Genomic DNA, 17,512 nt, shown 5'->3' with positions numbered 1-17,512 from the left:
ATCGTTAAACGTTATTAAAACACCCAATTGATCAATATCAACCATTTTTGGTATACGAGCTTATTAGTCTTCATCGAAACTACAGGGGTTTAGAGACCCATAGATGCGCAACCATCAATGACCTTAACCTAAATCTAAAATTAGCTATTTGCATTACATTGATGCCTGAGGAGAATGTGTTTGATTAGGTATAGGGATGTTACTATAAATTATTAAATCTTCAGTTGAGCTTTCTGATATTTCGACAGGCTCTAAATTGCCCTCTTTATCTCTTATCCAAACCCCTGTTTCTTCTGCGGCAAGTGGGTTGTAAGTAAAATTCCCAGCACAATTAACGATAATCACGCCATCGCCTTCAGCGACTTTACCACGTATCGTAGGAATAACATCGGCCACAATTAAATGTACATCGATTTGTTCACTTGTCTTTTGTTGTTCAGAGCTTAAAATTCCCGTTTTATGATCAGCACAAATCTCTATTCCAAAGCGAATACCATTTTGTGTAAAAATCGAAGAGGCATGACCTGGATAAAAAATACTGCTTCCCGTATCAAGATAAACTTCAGCCTCGACCTGTTTACTATAACGCTTAGGTTTATTATTTGGGGAATTGAAAAAAATAGGTGCTGTATTTTTTACTAATTTTTTATCTGCAATTTCCTCTTCAAACGAGAAAAAACCTCGGAAATGATTACGTTGCCATGATTTAACTGCACTCACATACTTTGTTTTTTTTGCTTCATCTTGTAAATCCAAAGTTTTTTCAACATACGCAGTACCGGGAATAATAATAGCCTGAGGATAATCTTTAGCCAGCTTTTGTAAACGCTTCTCAGCGTCTAACAACTCTGTCTTGGAGTTGAAATTCCCCAGCATCGCGTCATCCTTATTTAACAGAGTATATTCAGGACACATAAAAATAAACGTCACCTCCGAGCCCCCAGAATCTGATGACATAGCCCGCTCATAGGCCGCTTTGAATTTTTCTTCAAGCACGTCAATCCTTTCCTCCAGTTTTTTATCCTCAATGCTATAACCGGGATCCCACATAGCAACTGTAATTGTTTTCATCAAAGTTACCTCACTACTTTCTAAAAGTATAGTAAATTTTTTAAACTACTTGATGAAAAATCAATTACAAATGAACACAATTAAAACATATTATCCAGAGTTAAAAGTCTGTTGCAATTCTTAAGCATTAAAACATCGCTATCACTAGGAGGGAACTTTGAGTCAAAATCAAAAAGCAGACAGCAATATTTTTAGCAGTCGACCATAACGGTCGCAGTATTAATGCTCTAGTTTCTCAATATTTTTTTTCAAACAGCAACTTGAAAACAAAAACTTATTAGGGGAAGCACAAAATTTTCGTAATCAAGCCTCTCTGCTACTAATCAATCGATTAGTTTGTACATATTTATTACGCAAAGAAAAGCAAAGAAATATTTAATAGATTTTTAATTAGCTAGAAGCTGTATGGTGGTGAGTAGATAATAAACAGCTGAAATAAAGTACCTAACTAAACATAGAAAGAGGATAAAGGTCGGTTTTGATTTTACATGCATTAGATCTGATTATCATGGTAATCAGCCTTAGATAAATTTATAGCCCGGTTAATTCAACTCGTTAATGCAACACAACATTTAATGCTTTTCATTTCGATCATGACGTTAGTAGCGTTTTATTTCCTACATTCATAAACAATGCTAGAGTCACTTTCATCAAGACTTAAAGAACTATCAAAAGCCTTAATCGTTTTAATTTCTAAGTTGTAAGCCGATTTACCAGAATAAAATCACCCTCAGGCTTATGACATACAAGACCTCTCCAAACTCCAAGTTGATCAGGCACTATTTTAGATGTTTCTGCTTCAAATAATAAAATCCCATCATCATTTAAATGATCATAAAAAACCTTCAATGATTTTCTTACTGAGTCAAAATTAATAAGATGTCCAAATGAGCCGCTGGGAATAAAAATCAGGTTATATCTTTGTGTTCTATTTAAATCCTCAACAAATCCTTGCCATACTTCTGGCCTGAGATGCTGTAACTCTGCCTTAGCGTGTAAGGCATTAAGCATATGCTTACTGGCGTCAACCCCTATTACTTTGAAATTTTCTTTGAGGAGCGGGAGTAAAAATCGACCTGAACCACACATGGGCTCCATAACAAAACCACCCGCATTTGCGACATAAGAACGATAAAATACATAAGCATCTTCTGGTGGTTGAGGTCTTATTAAATCATAAAACTGTGTACATAAATTAAGGTAGCTATTTAGTTCATGTTGACTCATCAATTAAATAATTATCATGTGTAAGAAGACTCGCTTGCTTCACTTGAATTGAGGCAAGATATTCCAAGAACTCCTCCCGCGCATTTTCAGATTTTTTTCTATATGCAACAACTTTTCTAATATCCATGCTCTCTATACTTTTATTGGATATGAGCTCATCAAATATTGCAAAACCAAGATCTGCAATACTAACGATAGTATCCGAATTTTCTAAGTTTTTTGCGGCACGCTTATATTGAGTATTTAATAAATTTGCATAAGGAGTTGCATCTGCTAACAACATCAGGATTTTGTTATATCAAAAGGAGAAAAATTTTGTTTTAAAAACTCTACCGTATTGGAATTGGCTAACAGTGATAAATCTATATTCTCAAATAGCTTAATAAGTTCTTTTGGGGTGCTTCCAAAAGAACCATAATTTCCTTCGGGAAATTGTTGGTTCCTAAAGGTTTTCGACTTAGAAAGACCATCCCTATAACTTTCGATAAAGGAAGAATCATTTAAATCAGATACTACTTTTTCCATAATATCAGTAGAAATCCTTCCTCCATCAACGCTATGAACATATAAAGGTACACCAGCATCTTCACGAAAGGAGCGCTCGGTTGCTCTTAATGGTGATTGAGCTCCAATTAAGCCGAAATTGCCAATGGTCAAAGCTGGCTTATCCATAAAATGGATTTCATCAAAGAATAAGATACATTTTTTTAACGTTGTTTCTGATACTTGCATATCTGGGTAGTAAAGTACCTTTATTTTATCACGCATATCAGCATCCTTATTTCAGTACTAACAAACTTGCTGAAGAGAAAACTCAACATCAAATTCATCGTACAGAGCTTTAGGCATTAAGGGCGCCCTTCCTCTATGTATTTTATTTGGACTTTCTTCTAGTTTAACTAGACCATACTGCTCCATTGTTCGCAGGGTTCTCAGGATATTATTGGCCTTTCTTTTATATCCTGTTAGCGCCTCTAAATCAGAAACAGATTTAGGCTCATTTTCTATAATTAACTTCAAGAGCAGTTGATTATCTTCAGATAATACATGAGCTAATGACTTCATTGATGTGAACCAAATTTTTGGTTCATCTTTTTTAGGTTTATATATCCCCTTGGCAATCGCAAGGGTGCGTTGTTTATACTGCTCAAGAGACATAATGCCTATTCTTGCTTTATTCATTATTTACTCTCCTTAAGAGTTATAAGACGCTTATCTACCTCATTCCAAAAGTCTTCTAAAAGCTGTCCTGCATTAACATAATTATAAGGTCTTCCTTGATCCTTCTCATCATAATGCCAATGATCAAAGGTTCTTTCCGGGCTAACCCCTTTCTTTGCCCCATATTTTATTTCATGGCTATTATCAAAACCCAATATTCGATTATTGGATTTATCATGTAGAGTTAATGAATATTTAATACCCTGTTGTCGGCTTTGTGTTTTAATAACCTCGAACTTAACCCATAGGCCAAGAGGCTCATCAATGATGATTCTTTCACCATTGAGCTCTAATAAATTTTCTAATGTATGGTCAATTGCATTTATAATTAATCATATCACATGATGATATGTTTGCAATTATAAAGGGGGGTTTGTGGACACTGCTATTTATGAGGCTAAATAAAGCTGTTTTCAAGTGCTTGTCTATTTCTGGCTCACTTTCCTGTTTAAAGTCTGAAGATGAGCATCCAATTAACTGGAGTTTTATATGACTCTGCTTCATACCAATCCCGTATACCCATCATGAACATTAATCGACCTTTCTATTCTGGCAACTTGAATCACTTCTACAGTAGGACAATAAATAGAAATATTCTCAGTTAATGCAAAGGGCTCCGTTTACAAAAAAGATTAAACTTAGAAAATCTAAGCTTTCGGATAAATCTCAACTATATAGACCTATTGATTTCTATAAAAAAAGGCTGCAATCCTTGTCTGGTAAGGTGTGTAAGCCTATTTTAAAAGTAACGTGATCCATTTGCACCCGTATCCTGGGGTTCTAGGCGTAACCCGTCCAAATTTCCGGACAAATACTGATCACTGATCTTTGTTTTCAAATCTCTGTCGCGCAAATTCAATAGATTGATGTAATTTTTTCTGTAATTCTGCTTTTGGCGGTAGTGTTGTAATATATTCAGCAACATGAATGCCGCTTTTATCCAACTCTAGTAATTCGATTTGCTCATGTGTTTTTCCTGTGCACAATATGATACCCAAGGGCAGATTTTCATCAAGTTCTTGTTCATATTTTGCTAGCCAACGCAGATAAAGCTCCATTTGACCTTTATAGGCTGCGTCGAAGTCACCTAATTTCAACTCTAAAGCGCACGTTCTCCTAAGCCGCTTATTGCAAAATAATAAGTCAATGTGGGAATCTATATAATCAATTTGAATGCGTTTTTGCCGAGCTATAAAGCTGAAGCCCGTCCCCAATTCTAATATAAAGCGTTCGATCTCACGTAATATGGCATCTTCTAAATCTTTTTCGAGATAGCGATCTCTCATCCCAAGAAAATCCAGGACATAAGGATCTTTCAAGATCAAATCAGTGCTGACTTTACCAGAATCACGCAAGACTTCAATGCCAATCAATGCATTCTTGATCTGCTCGGCAAGCTATCATTAACCAGCATCTATCAAAAAAATCCTGGTGAATTACATACATCAAGCGATGGGCGAAAAGTCAGCGTAGTTGTTGAGTCATTGAATGCCAATAAATCATTTAAATACTTTGGAAGCGGCTCAGAATCTTCACTTTACTGCTTTATTGATGAGCTGAATCGTCTGTTTTATACTACGTCCATCAGTAGCTCTGAACGGGAAGCAGCCTATGTCGTCGATGGGTTATTACATAATCTTTCGATCAAAAGCACAATCTATTCCACTGATACACATGGTTATTCTGAAGCAATTTTTGGGATATTGAACCTGCTGGGGATTTATTTTGCACCCAGAATTAAAGGTCTGAAGAAAGCCACCCTATACAGTTTTAACTCTAGAAGCACCTATGAAACCAAAGGATATAAAATACTCCCGCATCGCTATATCGACACTGATTTAATTAAAACCAATTGGGATGATATTTTGCGTTTGATGGTTACGATTAAACTTAAAGCCACAACGGCTTCACAACTGTTCAAGCGTCTCAGTTCATATTCTAAACAACACCCATTGTACTGCGCCATAAAGGAATTTGGACGGATTATTAAAAGTCTGTTTATTCTTCGATATATTGATGATGTTGAATTACGGCAGGCTGTTGAAAAACAGTTAAATCGTATTGAGCTATCGAATAAATTCTCAAAAGCCATTCTGTTTGGTAACAACCAGGAAATTCAATACAGCAGCAAGGAGGAACAAGAAATGGTTGTTGGTTGCCAGCGCTTAAATCAGAATGCAATTGTATTATGGAATGAGTTATACCTTTCGCAAAAATTGGTTCTTTTAGAGAATGAAGAAAGCAGGAAAGTACTATTAACCATTATTCGCAATGGATCGACTTTAATCTGGCATTATGTCAATTTGCATGGGGAATATGATTTCACTCAGGATATTGAAGAGCAAGATATGTTGTTCGATATGGACAAAATATTGGTACTTAAAGTCGCTTAGCTATCTCATTGCCAGTTTGGGCTGGATATGTGGTAAAACCCCACCTTGCTTCTGTTGGGATCTCCAGTAGTACAACATGGACTCTTTAATACCAAGATCTTTCGCTACCTGAGATATGCCATCTTTAACCGCTCGCTCAAGCGCTTGATCTTTAAATTGAAGACTATATTTTTTACGTGCTACTTTTTGATCTGATTTATTATTGTTCATTATTCACCTCTGCTTTAGGAGTTTACTCCCTTAGCTAGGTGTCCGACAAATCAGGGCAAGATCACTCTTTTCTTACGTTATAAAAAGTTAAGTTGACGGCGCCGGTAAAACCGAATGATGTTCAAATGTCGGCAAAACCCATGGCCTTTAGTCCCAAGTCATTTAGAGTCTCTTTACCCAAAAACTCATGGTGCTTTCTTAAAAATTCTAGAAAGGCCCTAGCTACTTCCGGCTGATATTGCGTAGCCAACATTAAGGCATTCCAATCCTCATTGTTTCTTTGAATAAGCACTTCTTTTAAGGCTTCTTTACCCAGAAATTCATGATGCTCACTTAAAAACATCAAAAGCTCCTTGGCTGCCTCAAGCTGATCGTCTACCGCCAACATCAAAGCGTTATTACCTATACTGTTTTTTTGAACAAGCACCTCCTTGAGGAGGTCTCTACCCAGAAACTCATGATGCACGATTAAAAACTCTAGAAAGGCTTTAGCTGCCTCCGGTTGATAGCGTGCTGCCAACATTAAGGCACTCCAGCCGTCCTCTTTTTTTTGAACAAACACCTCTTTGAAGAGGTCTCTACCCAGAAATTCATGATGTTCACTTAAAAACTTCAGAAGCTCTTTGGCTGCCGCCGGTTGATAGCGTACTGCCGACATTAAGGCACTCCAGCCGCCCTCATCTTGTTGAAGAAGTACTTTCTTTAGGAGGTCTTGACTCAAAAATTCATGATGCTCACTTAAAAACCTCAGAAGCTCCTTGGCTGCCTCAAGCTGATCGTCTACCGCCAACATCAAAGCGTTATTACCTATACTGTTTTCTTGAACAAGCACCTCTTTGAGGAGGTCTCTACCCAGAAATTCATGATGTTTACTTAAAAACCTCAGAAGCTCCTTGGCTGCCTCCGGTTGATAGCGTGCTGCCGACATTAAGGCACTCCAGCCACCCTCATCTTGTTGAAGAAGTACCTTTTTTAGGAGGTCTTGGCCCAAAAATTCATGATGCTCACTTAAAAACCTCAGAAGCTCTTTGGCTGCCGCCGGTTGATAGCGTACTGCCGACATTAAGGCACTCCAGCCGCCCTCACCTTGTTGAACAAGTACCTTCTTTAGGAGGTCTTGGCTCAAAAATTCATGATGTTCACTTAAAAACCTCAGAAGCTCTTTGGCTGCCTCCGGTTGATAGCGTGCTGCCGACATTAAGGCACTCCAGCCGCCCTCATCTTGTTGAAGAAGTACCTTCTTTAGGAGGTCTTGGCCCAAAAATTCATGATGCTCACTTAAAAACCTCAGAAGCTCCTTAGCTGCCTCAAGCTGATCGTCTACCGCCAACATCAAAACGTTATTACCTATACTGTTTTTTTGAACAAGCACCTCTTTAAGGAGGTCTCTACCCAGAAATTCATGATGTTTACTTAAAAACCTCAGAAGCTCCTTGGCTGCCTCCGGTTGATAGCGTGCTGCCGACATTAAGGCACTCCAGCCGCCCTCATCTTGTTGAAGAAGTACCTTTTTTAGGAGGTCTTGGCCCAAAAATTCATGATGCTCACTTAAAAACCTCAGAAGCTCCTTGGCTGCCTCAAGCTGATCGTCTACTGCCAACATCAAAACGTTATTACCTATACTGTTTTTTTGAACAAGCACCTCTTTGAGGAGGTCTCTACCCAGAAATTCATGATGTTTACTTAAAAACCTCAAAAGCTCCTTGGCTGCCTCCGGTTGATAGCGTGCTGCCGAAATTAAGGCACTCCAGCCGCCCTCATCTTGTTGAAGAAGTACCTTCTTTAGGAGGTCTTGGCCCAAAAATTCATGATGCTCACTTAAAAACCTCAGAAGCTCCTTGGCTGCCTCAAGCTGATCGTCTACCGCCAACATCAAAACGTTATTACCTATACTGTTTTTTTGAACAAGCACCTCTTTGAGGAGGTCTCTACCCAGAAACTCATGATGCACGATTAAAAACTCTAGAAAGGCTTTAGCTGCCTCCGGTTGATAGCGTGCTGCCAACATTAAGGCACCCCAGCCGTCCTCTTTTTCTTGAACAAGTACCTCCTTGAGGAGGTCTCTACCCAGAAACTCATGATGCACGATTAAAAACTCTAGAAAGGCTTTAGCTGCCTCCGGTTGATAGCGTGCTGCCAACATTAAGGCACTCCAGCCGTCCCCTTTTTTTTGAACAAGCACCTCGTTGAAGAGGTCTCTACCCAGAAATTCATGATGTTCACTTAAAAACCTCAGAAGCACTTTGGCTGCCGCCGGTTGATAGCGTGCTGCCGACATTAAGGCACTCCAGCCGTCCTCATCTTGTTGAACAAGTACCTCTTTGAGGAGGTCTCTACCCAGAAATTCATGATGCTCACTTAAAAACCTCAGAAGCTCCTTGGCTGCCTCAAGCTGATCACCTACCGCCAACATCAAAGCGTTATTACCTATACTGTTTTCTTGAACAAGCACCTCTTTGAGGAGGTCTCTACCCAGAAATTCATGATGTTCACTTAAAAACCTCAGAAGCTCCTTGGCTGCCTCCGGTTGATAGCGTGCTGCCGACATTAAGGCACTCCAGCCGTCCTCATCTTGTTGAACAAGTACCTCTTTGAGGAGGTCTCTACCCAGAAATTCATGATGTTTACTTAAAAACCTCAGAAGCTCCTTGGCTGCCTCCGGTTGATAGAGTGCTGCCAACATTAAGGCACTCCAGCCGTCCTCTTTTTTTTGAACAAGCACCTCTTTCAAGAGGTCTCTACCCAGAAATTCATGATGTTCACTTAAAAACCTCAGAAGCTCTTTAACTGCCGCTGGTTGATAGCGTGCTGCCGACATTAAGGCACTCCAGCCGCCCTCGTCTTGTTGAACAAGTACCTGCTTTAGGAGGTCTTGACCCAAAAATTCATGATGCTCACTTAAAAACCTCAGAAGCTCCTTGGCTGCCTCAAGCTGATCACCTACCGCCAACATTAAAGTGTTATTACCTATACTGTTTTCTTGAACAAGCACCTCTTTGAGGAGGTCTCTACCCAGAAATTCATGATGTTCACTTAAAAACCTCAGAAGCTCCTTGGCTGCCTCCGGTTGATAGCGTGCTGCCGACATTAAGGCACTCCAGCCGTCCTCATCTTGTTGAACAAGCTGCTTTTTTATTATGGCCTTATCCATAATCCAATAATTTTTTGATAAAAATGGCAATAATTCCTTTAATTTTTTAGGTGTGTCGACTGAATAAAGTAAAGCTGTCGATTGATTGGCGTCGCCTATTTTTTCAATCCATGCACTAGAATGAGCTGAGCATTCTACGTATTCATCAGAATCCTGGAGAAATTGGGTACGGAATAAAATCCAATCACCTCTTCTAACATCCATTGCATCAATACCTTCTAAGTAAACTATTGCTAACAAACTAAAATCGAGTTGAAGTTGGCGTATGTCATTATGCATGCTTTCTATCTTAATACATTTTGTGTCTGTCAGTTGACCTGCTTGATTTTTGAAAGTCAGCGAATCACCCTGCTGTAATCTTCCTTGCACACATCTGCATACTAGAACTTTTATTCCATCTCTTTCAAAAATATCTTCTATAAATCCTTTGAACGGTTTTAACCTGGGCTCGATTGGCAGAGGGATCTCAAACGATTGCGTTGAATTATAGTTATCATGCTGCATTAGCTTTTTTTTCAATTCTAATACTTCTTTTTTACCACTTTCATCGACTCCATCGTGTAATATATCCAACCATTTTTTGTAATCAAATTTGCCTAACAAATGCATCATGATTTCTTCTGAGGCATTAAGAAAATCCTCAAAAAATGGCATCTCTCGGATATAGAGAAACGTCGAATCGGTTACTTTATAAAATAAATAGCTTTCCCACAGTATATTAAGTTGCTCTAGGGCAGGTTCAAATTCATTAATGTCAAATAATAATCCTGCATAGCTGAATCTCATTTTCGATAGTTTGTTTGAATTTTGCTCTTGAGCATATTGGACTGCCTTGTGGAAATTATTCTTTGCATTGGGAAAATCATTGTGCCGCATTTGGGCTACCGCTAAATTCATCCAATACACATAGTAATCGCTAATACTGCTCGCTGTTTCAAAACAAAAAATTGCATTGGGATATTCTTGTTTATTCAAATAAATCAAACCCATAAAATTGTTAGCTTGCGCCTTAAGGGTTAAATCTGAATCATTGAGAAATCGTTCTAGTACATTGCTTGCCGTCACGATATCATCTTTTTTCAACGCGGATACTGCTTCTGAAAGGGAGGGATGATAGTTTTGTTCCATAGTTCACTTCAATATTCTTCATTAGTTATGACTTAACTATAGTAACCATTCACGCCCCTTGCAAAGGTACACCTCGTTGCTAGTTTTTAATTTTCTTTCAAGTCAGTATTTATAAGGTTTTGTTGCCGTATAGTGTTGCCGGTTCAAAGTTAATAGAATTGGAGAGTCTCCTGGATGAAGCCGCGCTACAACTGGATCCCTACTGAATTATTGCAATCTGACTTCAATGAATTTATCTCTCCGCATATAACCATTGGTCTACGAGAACCAAAACCAAAAATATCATATTTTAAGATGTTTAACTATTTTTTGGGTCCATACATGACGATGCCGTGCCCATCAGCCTACCAGGCCTTACGCTCCGGAACTTGCGCTGTGATGCAAAAATACAGATAAAATTTATTACTTATTTTACTTTATTGAAACAACTTTAGAGGGGCAATCAGATGATTTTAAATTTTTTTATGCATAAAACGAGTTTCGATAAACTTAATTGAGTTATATATACTGTTAGTCAATTATCAACCCAATTTCTTTGGGGTTTTTGCATCACGGCGCAAGTTCCGGAGCGTTAGGCCTTACAGGGGTTAATTCCATATAGCGCTGGTTTACCAGCATCACCTTCTACAACCCTTATTCAGCAAGGCTTATAAAGCGAACATTGATGGTTTCATCCTCTAACAGTAATTTCGCAACCTCATGAATATTAATAAGTTTTTCTGATTTGCAAAATGTAAATGTCCCAAGCATATTAAAATGTTGCCAAGCAACCGGTGATAATCGTTTAATTTCATTGCATAATGCCTCATCACCACGTTGTTTAGCCTGCTCTAAAAGAGCTGATAATAAAGCAGTATTGTAATAAATCATGCAACAAGCCAAGATTTTATTGCGCTGATTATTAATTTCCAGCATTTTGTCAGTTTTTCCTAACAATTGCTTGCCACTGATTTTGAGTATGGCTGAACGTAACTGATGAAATGCTTCACCCCTATTTAATGCACGGTGAACACAACGTCTCATTTCAACATCATCAATATATTTAAGCATATAAATGCTCATAATAATCTTATCAAACTCTATCAACGCCTTCAGAGTAGAGTTTGTTTTGGTATAAGAGGATAGTTTTCTTATCACCGTACTTTGTGAGGTTTCTTTCATTGCAATGGATGCGATAATTCTTAAGATATTATCCCATTCATCAATAATTAATTGTTGGCTTATTTTTTTAGAGGGTTTTATTAAAAATTACTGTATTCGCTTGGCTTTTTAAAGGCTTTTCTGTTTATTTTGGTGAACCTCGGCATAAAATCATATCCAAACAAATACAGCAGTGCGAAATTAACTCGATTAATGCTATGCATGTCTCCAGATACGGCTGTAATCCTTTTTGATTTTCACCCATATTACTAGGGACTGAGTGTATAAAAATGTTAATTGGCACTCAACTTTAGCCGAAAGATCTCACCTTTCAATTCAATCGTATCTCCTGAAACCATCTTTTTTCTTTTCTGCTTTTCTATTACGCCGTTTACCAATACAGTGCCAGCAGCTATCATTTCCTTAGCTTCTGCTCCACTCGAGGCGATACCTTCAAATTTGAGAATTTTAAAGAGTTCAACATGATCTTTATTAATGAAAACATCTTTCATATTATTTATTACTCCAGTAATTATGAGTTTTTGCAATCTTTACTTTTTAAGGGAAGCAAGATAAAGGGTTTCAATTTCAGTCCTTGCCCATGGTGTTTTGCGCAAGAATTTAAGGCTTGATTTGATGCTGGGATTGGAAGAGAAACAGTTAATCTTGACTCTTTCCGCCAAGCCTTCCCAGCCATAACAAATCAACAAACTATTTAAGATAACTTCTAGGGTAATACCGTGCAGTGGATCATTATTAGTTCTATCCATCAACCATACCTTTTTTTGTTGTACATTAGGGGGTTAGTCTAGACCTCGCTAAACTCTACTACTTCAAATACTATTAATCGGACTTAACAGGCCGTTCGAGTCAATAACAATTCGACCGCCATCTAAGATAAAATATATTGAATTCCATGATCATGAGCTAAACGCAGTAGTTTAAGATTGGCTCCTTTGGGGTGCACCTCTCCTCTTTCCCACTTTTGATAGGTAGATGGAGTAACATTCAATATTTTAGCCATTACAGCTTGGCTAACTTTTTCTTTAATTCGCATTTTCTTTATTTCTTGTGCCTCAAGTTCTTTAACTTCACTTAAGTTAAGCATTTCTATTTCTTTAATAGTAATTGCATCTAATCGAAGATCTCTGGCTGTTTCTAACATAGCATCAATAATTTTACTCATTTTCAACCCCCACTAATGCCCCCTCTTCTATCAGCTTATCAATTTCTACATCAGAATAAGCTAACAAAGATTTAGCAACAATTTTAAAAGCTTTTTCTTCATTAGAAGAAATATGGCTCCGTTGCAAAAACGAGCCATGGTTTATAATTAATCTACTTTTAGCTAAGAATATGGTAATCCCATGCGCTCCACAAAACCTGCTGCATTTAAATGGCGTCATTTCCAGGGAGAATTGATCCTACAATGTGTACGCTGGTATTGTAAATACGGTATTAGCTACAGGGACTTAGAAGAAATGATGGGTGAGCGTGGTCTTGAGCTGGCTCACACCACCATTTATCGCTGGGTTCAACACTATGCGCCGGAAATTAAAAAACGGCTTGAGTGGTACAAAAAGCGTTATTCCAGACGTTGGCATTTGGATGAGACCTATATCAAGATAAAAGGCGAATGGAAGTACCGGTATCGAGCCATTGATGAGCGGGGGAATACTATTGATTTTTATCTCTCTCACAGACGCAATGCAATTGCCGCTAAACGATTCTTGAAGAAAATGATAAAGAGCAATCCCACGTGCGATATTGGTGTTATTAATACCGATAAAAATCCAGCGTATGGGCAAGCCATTAAAGAGTTAAAAGGAGAAGGTGTTCTTTCAGAACATGTGGAGCATTTACAAATAAAGTATCGTAATAACAGGCTGGAAGCAGATCACGGAAAACTCAAGCGACTTATAAAGCCTGTTAGAGGGTTTCAGTCCATGAAAACTGCCTATGCAACGATTAAAGGATTTGAAATTATGCGTATGTTTAAAAAAGGGCAGTTCAACATGTGGATGTATGGTACCCGTACGGAAGTATCCTTTATCAATGAACAATTCGGTCTATATAGCTGAAATCTGTCCAAAACTTAAGATTTCGTTCGCTTAATATTTTTTGCAACGGAGCCGGACAAAATTATTATAAGCTTTCACATAGGTTGTCAAAATATGTAAAGGAGTATGGGCGAATGAAATTAAGTGACGATGGCAAGACGCTACTTAAGGTGACTAATAGGGATATCAAAGAAGATGGCTCTTTTGATTTTCCAGCAGGAGTTACCTCAATCGGAGATAATGCATTTGAGGGTTGTAGTGTATTACAGCGCATCATTATTCCCAAAGAGATTATTACGATAGGAGAATATGCATTTTATAAGTGTAGTAAATTAAAACACCTCGTCATTTCCGAAGGAGTTACCTTTATTGGATTTCGTGCATTTGGCAATTGCAGCGGATTGGAGGTAATAACTATTCAACCAGGAGTAACCACTATTGACGGCGACGCATTTTTTGGTTGCAGTAGGGTACAGAGCATCACCATCCCCTCAGGAGTAACCTCTATTCGAAGCAGTGTATTTGAGGATTGCAGTGGATTGCAAACAATAACTATTGCGCCAGGGGTAACTTCTTTTCGCCACTTTTTATTTGCGGGATGCAGTGGATTGCAAAACATCACCATTCCAGACGGAGTTACCTATATTGGGTATTGTACATTTTTGGGGTGCAGTGGATTACTAAACCTCACAATTCCAAAAGGAGTTGTTACTGTTGATATGTGGGCATTTAAAGGTTGTAGCAGTTTGCAGACAATCACCCTCCCAGAGGAGATTGTTTTTATTGATAAAACAGCATTCAATAATTGCCCCAGCTTGCATAGTATTGTGATTGCAAGCCAAAACGAGGAGGTTAAAAAGCGAATTATTGCCTTACTGCCTGATTTTTTAAAATCCAAAGTAACCACAAAAGACCTGGCGGAAGTGGCTTTTAAAATCCGAAAAACCCAACTGTCTCGCCTGCTGAAAACCCCAGAAATCAATCCTTTATTTCGTTTTTTTCATGTGAAGTCACACCATAGTTCGAGTGTGCATGAAGAAAATGGAATAGAGCAAGAATGCAGCAAATTACCCGGTGAGATGTTCCAGGAGATAAATCAATTTTGTGATGATAATCGCTATTATCAGAAAGCACAAAGACACATACTGTGTGTTCCTTTACCGACAAATGCAGGGGCATTACAAGATTATACAAATAAGATAAAAGAAATCATCAACGAATGCATAAGCAAAGCAAAAGAGTTCAAGCGGCAGGTTGATGCGGTAACTGATAAGAAAGCGATACAATGGTGCAGCATGATTTGAGTCTGTAAAGATAGAGGTTTTTATCAGCAAACAGGCATAGATCGGGTCAAGACCTCATGGCGTCATGACCAAGACCTGTTTTGTTAATAATTAGTACTTTTCGATTTATTATGAACCGTTCGGGCTGAGGAGGCATTTATGCCGTCTCGAAGCCGCACAGCAGAACGATTGGGCAAAGAAATTCTGTTCAAGCAACGACGTTCAAAGCTCAACCCCAGTTCCTATATCAGCAAGCGTAGCCCGTATTAGCGCAGCGTAATACGGGGATCATTCTTGCGTCAACAGTTTAGTTAATTTCTATAATCATCAGAGCGTCTTTTGATTGTATCAAAAGTCATGTTGCATTAGCGAATTCAATCCGCCCTGAACGGAAATCCTGTTGGGTCTGATTATACGATTAATCAGACCTAATTATCCGCCTTTATTTTTATCTATGAGTCTCAGAACCATGTGTATCATTAGCAGAAAATGATAGAACAAACCGCTATAAAAAATTGAAGTATTATAGTTTGTTTTTTGCCCAGAATTAAAATGACGTATACCAAAATTATTTAATAAATTAAATATATCACTTTCATCTTGTTTTAAATTTAATTCTTTAATTTTAGGACGTAACAACTCTAAAACATCAGCTAACTCACGAATACCATCCCTTCTCTCTTCTACCTTACGACCTCTTCTATACTTATCTACAGCATGATTTATTTTATTCTGTATGAGTTGGCTATCCTCTATATTTTCTGGAACAGTTGCTTTTAATAAATTATCAAAACCTCTTTCAACTAAAATTAAGATGCAACCTTGGTCGCTTAGCTCATATCCATCAGAATACTGCTTTAATAACTCATTCATTCTTAATTGATATTCTTTTCTTGCTGTTACATTATCGAAAGCTTTGTAGCGATGATAACCACAGTTGTTATATGAATGGTAAATACCATCTGAGGGGATAGAAATGCAATCATACAAAAATTCGATCATATCTAATACATCATCTTCTGTATAAAAATGTATATATTCTTCTAATGGCCATAAATTATTGCTTCCTAGCTTAAGCAATAAACGTGAAGCAATTGCAGTATCATCTCCAAGCACGCCAGGAACATCGCCTTCATCAGTGCACCAATAGCCCATATATTCGTAAAAATAATCTTTCTTTTTAAATTCAGTGTAAACACTGAGAAACAATTGTTTTAATGTATTTAAATCAAGTTTTACTCGGGACCTTTTACCAGACCTTACGGAATAATAATCCTCATCTCTCATTTTAAAAAACTCTTCGCCATGGTTATATCGTTATGCTGCATTTTCAATTTCTACGATCAAACCCAAATGATCTCTATCAATCATATCTTGCAAACATAGACGAACGAATTGCTTTTTTGAATAACCTAATATATCCGCATATTCAGCAGCTTTTTTAGGGCTAATAATTCTTCTGCCATGTTCTATATCACATAAAACCTGCCTTGAAACACCCAGTGTTTTAGCAAATTCAACCTGGCTTAATTCCTCTCCCTGACGAATAGCGAGAATAAAAGAACCCAAAGTTAATTTTTCACCTATAAGATTTTCAAGATATTTCAATGTTTCTTGTGTGTCTTTAGTAATCATGTTTGCTCACCTCAATAATTTCTACAATTTCCATTTGTCCCTCTTTATCAATGATATAAATAGCGCGATAGGACTTTGATAATCTAATCCAGCGCTGCCCTTTACGCTCTCATTGCAACGGCTCATCATGAAAACCAGGTATTTTTCTAACTTCACTTAAGCCATCATGACCTACCGCATTAATCCAGGCAGTTAATTTGACAATAATATGTTTAGGAAACCTCTTTAGGCTGGGTACTAATTTCTTCCTTATCACAACATTATAAATTTCCAAGCCAGTCTCTTTTTATTATTCTTAATAAATTGTACACATTTTTTGTGTACATGTCAAATCACAAATAATAATGCATATGATAAAGTACTAAATTGGGTTAAATTACCGATCTGGGGCAAAAGCGAACTACAAACAATAATTTTTGTATGAAATTTGTTATTCCATGTCCATAGTGGCGTATTAGTTGCTCAATGTGAGCAACTAATATTTAAAACAGGCCAGTTATAGCCAACTGTTCGCATAATTAGTTTCGAATGAAAGCGAATCTAAAGAGAACTGGTCTTTGACTTATCAATCTCATTTCAGCTCCAATATTAATCAATATTATTTAAAATAAAACATCTCTTGCATTTTATGGTGCAAAATTAAGTCAATTCGCTTTTGCCCCAGATCGGTAATTTAACCCAATGTAGTGCAACCGAATTATTTCTGAGGAAGAAAGCTTCTTTAAAATTCTTTATGAAGCGATTACAATCCGATTAATTTGTAATTTATTTCATTACTTTCTAAAAATATTGGTAATGATGGAGGACAGGTAACTTAGCAATCTTATCAAAATGCAGCTTGGCTGTTGAAAAAGATTATAAGTTTATCCATTCTCTTTGTTCCCGATGAAAACCTCTTCTCGTTTTATCCAGGAAATCTAAAAGCGGTTAACGCTTATTTTCTTATTCGATTCGTCAACTGACCGAACTCTTGTTTGTCTTCACAATCCGAAG

General features: G+C 37.6%; 21 protein-coding genes. 3 read left to right on the top strand and 18 right to left on the bottom strand.

Annotated elements, in window-relative coordinates; translation table 11 throughout:
• Positions 1–153 precede the first annotated feature (153 nt).
• The 7 genes from LFA_RS02340 to LFA_RS02305 form a co-directional block, all read right to left on the bottom strand.
• Positions 154–1,071: a hypothetical protein gene (locus LFA_RS02340; protein ID WP_045094749.1), complete on the bottom strand. Its 918-nt coding sequence runs from the start codon at positions 1,069–1,071 to the stop codon at positions 154–156.
• Between the two features lie 693 nt (positions 1,072–1,764).
• Positions 1,765–2,298, bottom strand: coding sequence for a class I SAM-dependent methyltransferase (locus tag LFA_RS02335; RefSeq protein ID WP_052673826.1), 534 nt, complete (start codon positions 2,296–2,298; stop codon positions 1,765–1,767).
• The gene (locus tag LFA_RS02330; protein ID WP_084602092.1) at positions 2,285–2,581 is read right to left on the bottom strand and encodes a hypothetical protein; all 297 of its coding nucleotides are present in this window, start codon (positions 2,579–2,581) and stop codon (positions 2,285–2,287) included. The genes LFA_RS02335 and LFA_RS02330 overlap by 14 nt, the downstream gene beginning before the upstream one ends.
• Positions 2,581–3,066 carry a hypothetical protein gene (locus LFA_RS20235; protein WP_231865890.1) on the bottom strand — a complete coding sequence of 162 codons (486 nt, stop codon included), beginning with the start codon at positions 3,064–3,066 and terminating at the stop codon, positions 2,581–2,583. Before LFA_RS20235 ends, LFA_RS02330 begins: the two co-directional genes overlap by 1 nt.
• Before the next feature lie 21 nt (positions 3,067–3,087).
• A complete protein-coding gene (locus LFA_RS02315; RefSeq protein WP_045094747.1) occupies positions 3,088–3,480 on the bottom strand; it encodes an HVO_A0114 family putative DNA-binding protein in 393 nt (130 codons plus the stop codon).
• The gene (locus LFA_RS02310) at positions 3,480–3,746 is read right to left on the bottom strand and encodes a toxin-antitoxin system TumE family protein (RefSeq protein WP_269447746.1); all 267 of its coding nucleotides are present in this window, start codon (positions 3,744–3,746) and stop codon (positions 3,480–3,482) included. Before LFA_RS02310 ends, LFA_RS02315 begins: the two co-directional genes overlap by 1 nt.
• A gap of 591 nt (positions 3,747–4,337) precedes the next feature.
• On the bottom strand, positions 4,338–4,892 hold the full coding sequence (locus LFA_RS02305; RefSeq protein WP_231865889.1) for a PDDEXK nuclease domain-containing protein: 555 nt from the start codon (positions 4,890–4,892) through the stop codon (positions 4,338–4,340).
• Here LFA_RS02305 and LFA_RS02300 point away from each other — a divergent pair.
• Positions 4,779–5,912 (top strand): Tn3 family transposase, encoded by a 1,134-nt coding sequence (locus LFA_RS02300; protein ID WP_197541210.1) that lies wholly within the window; start codon positions 4,779–4,781, stop codon positions 5,910–5,912. The genes LFA_RS02305 and LFA_RS02300 overlap by 114 nt on opposite strands.
• Here the strand turns inward: LFA_RS02300 and LFA_RS02295 are convergent, their stop codons facing one another.
• The 8 genes from LFA_RS02295 to LFA_RS20440 form a co-directional block, all read right to left on the bottom strand.
• Complete coding sequence (locus LFA_RS02295) at positions 5,913–6,122, bottom strand: transposase (protein ID WP_052673824.1); 210 nt, start codon at positions 6,120–6,122, stop codon at positions 5,913–5,915.
• Between the two features lie 121 nt (positions 6,123–6,243).
• A complete protein-coding gene (locus tag LFA_RS02290; RefSeq protein WP_045094745.1) occupies positions 6,244–10,401 on the bottom strand; it encodes an ankyrin repeat domain-containing protein in 4,158 nt (1,385 codons plus the stop codon).
• A 633-nt stretch (positions 10,402–11,034) separates the two neighbouring features.
• Complete coding sequence (locus LFA_RS02285; protein WP_269447745.1) at positions 11,035–11,625, bottom strand: Tn3 family transposase; 591 nt, start codon at positions 11,623–11,625, stop codon at positions 11,035–11,037.
• A gap of 17 nt (positions 11,626–11,642) precedes the next feature.
• A complete protein-coding gene (locus tag LFA_RS20590; RefSeq protein WP_407927630.1) occupies positions 11,643–11,786 on the bottom strand; it encodes a Tn3 family transposase in 144 nt (47 codons plus the stop codon).
• 48 nt (positions 11,787–11,834) lie between these two features.
• Positions 11,835–12,053, bottom strand: coding sequence for an RNA-binding S4 domain-containing protein (locus tag LFA_RS02280; RefSeq protein WP_045094743.1), 219 nt, complete (start codon positions 12,051–12,053; stop codon positions 11,835–11,837).
• A 39-nt stretch (positions 12,054–12,092) separates the two neighbouring features.
• Entirely contained in the window at positions 12,093–12,311 is a 219-nt protein-coding gene (locus LFA_RS02275; protein ID WP_157010252.1) for a VF530 family protein, read from the bottom strand.
• Between the two features lie 122 nt (positions 12,312–12,433).
• Complete coding sequence (locus LFA_RS02270) at positions 12,434–12,727, bottom strand: helix-turn-helix domain-containing protein (RefSeq protein WP_045094735.1); 294 nt, start codon at positions 12,725–12,727, stop codon at positions 12,434–12,436.
• Positions 12,720–12,854 (bottom strand): hypothetical protein, encoded by a 135-nt coding sequence (locus LFA_RS20440; RefSeq protein WP_269447738.1) that lies wholly within the window; start codon positions 12,852–12,854, stop codon positions 12,720–12,722. The genes LFA_RS02270 and LFA_RS20440 overlap by 8 nt, the downstream gene beginning before the upstream one ends.
• A 54-nt stretch (positions 12,855–12,908) precedes the next feature.
• Here LFA_RS20440 and LFA_RS02265 point away from each other — a divergent pair, with 54 nt between their 5' ends.
• Together LFA_RS02265 and LFA_RS18730 are read left to right on the top strand one after the other, a co-directional pair.
• Entirely contained in the window at positions 12,909–13,622 is a 714-nt protein-coding gene (locus LFA_RS02265; RefSeq protein ID WP_045094742.1) for an IS6 family transposase, read from the top strand.
• 113 nt (positions 13,623–13,735) lie between these two features.
• On the top strand, positions 13,736–14,905 hold the full coding sequence (locus tag LFA_RS18730) for a leucine-rich repeat domain-containing protein (RefSeq protein WP_052673823.1): 1,170 nt from the start codon (positions 13,736–13,738) through the stop codon (positions 14,903–14,905).
• 411 nt (positions 14,906–15,316) lie between these two features.
• On the opposite strand, the gene LFA_RS02255 is transcribed toward LFA_RS18730, so the two are convergent.
• The 3 genes from LFA_RS02255 to LFA_RS20230 form a co-directional block, all read right to left on the bottom strand.
• On the bottom strand, positions 15,317–16,171 hold the full coding sequence (locus tag LFA_RS02255; protein WP_045094741.1) for a hypothetical protein: 855 nt from the start codon (positions 16,169–16,171) through the stop codon (positions 15,317–15,319).
• A gap of 30 nt (positions 16,172–16,201) precedes the next feature.
• Complete coding sequence (locus LFA_RS02250) at positions 16,202–16,519, bottom strand: helix-turn-helix transcriptional regulator (protein ID WP_045094740.1); 318 nt, start codon at positions 16,517–16,519, stop codon at positions 16,202–16,204.
• 109 nt (positions 16,520–16,628) lie between these two features.
• Positions 16,629–16,793, bottom strand: coding sequence for a hypothetical protein (locus LFA_RS20230; RefSeq protein WP_231865888.1), 165 nt, complete (start codon positions 16,791–16,793; stop codon positions 16,629–16,631).
• Between the last annotated feature and the right edge of the window lie 719 nt (positions 16,794–17,512).

Origin of the sequence: Legionella fallonii LLAP-10 (assembly GCF_000953135.1) — a bacterium.
Taxonomy (GTDB): domain Bacteria; phylum Pseudomonadota; class Gammaproteobacteria; order Legionellales; family Legionellaceae; genus Legionella; species Legionella fallonii.
This window is presented reverse-complemented; position numbering and strand designations above follow the sequence as displayed.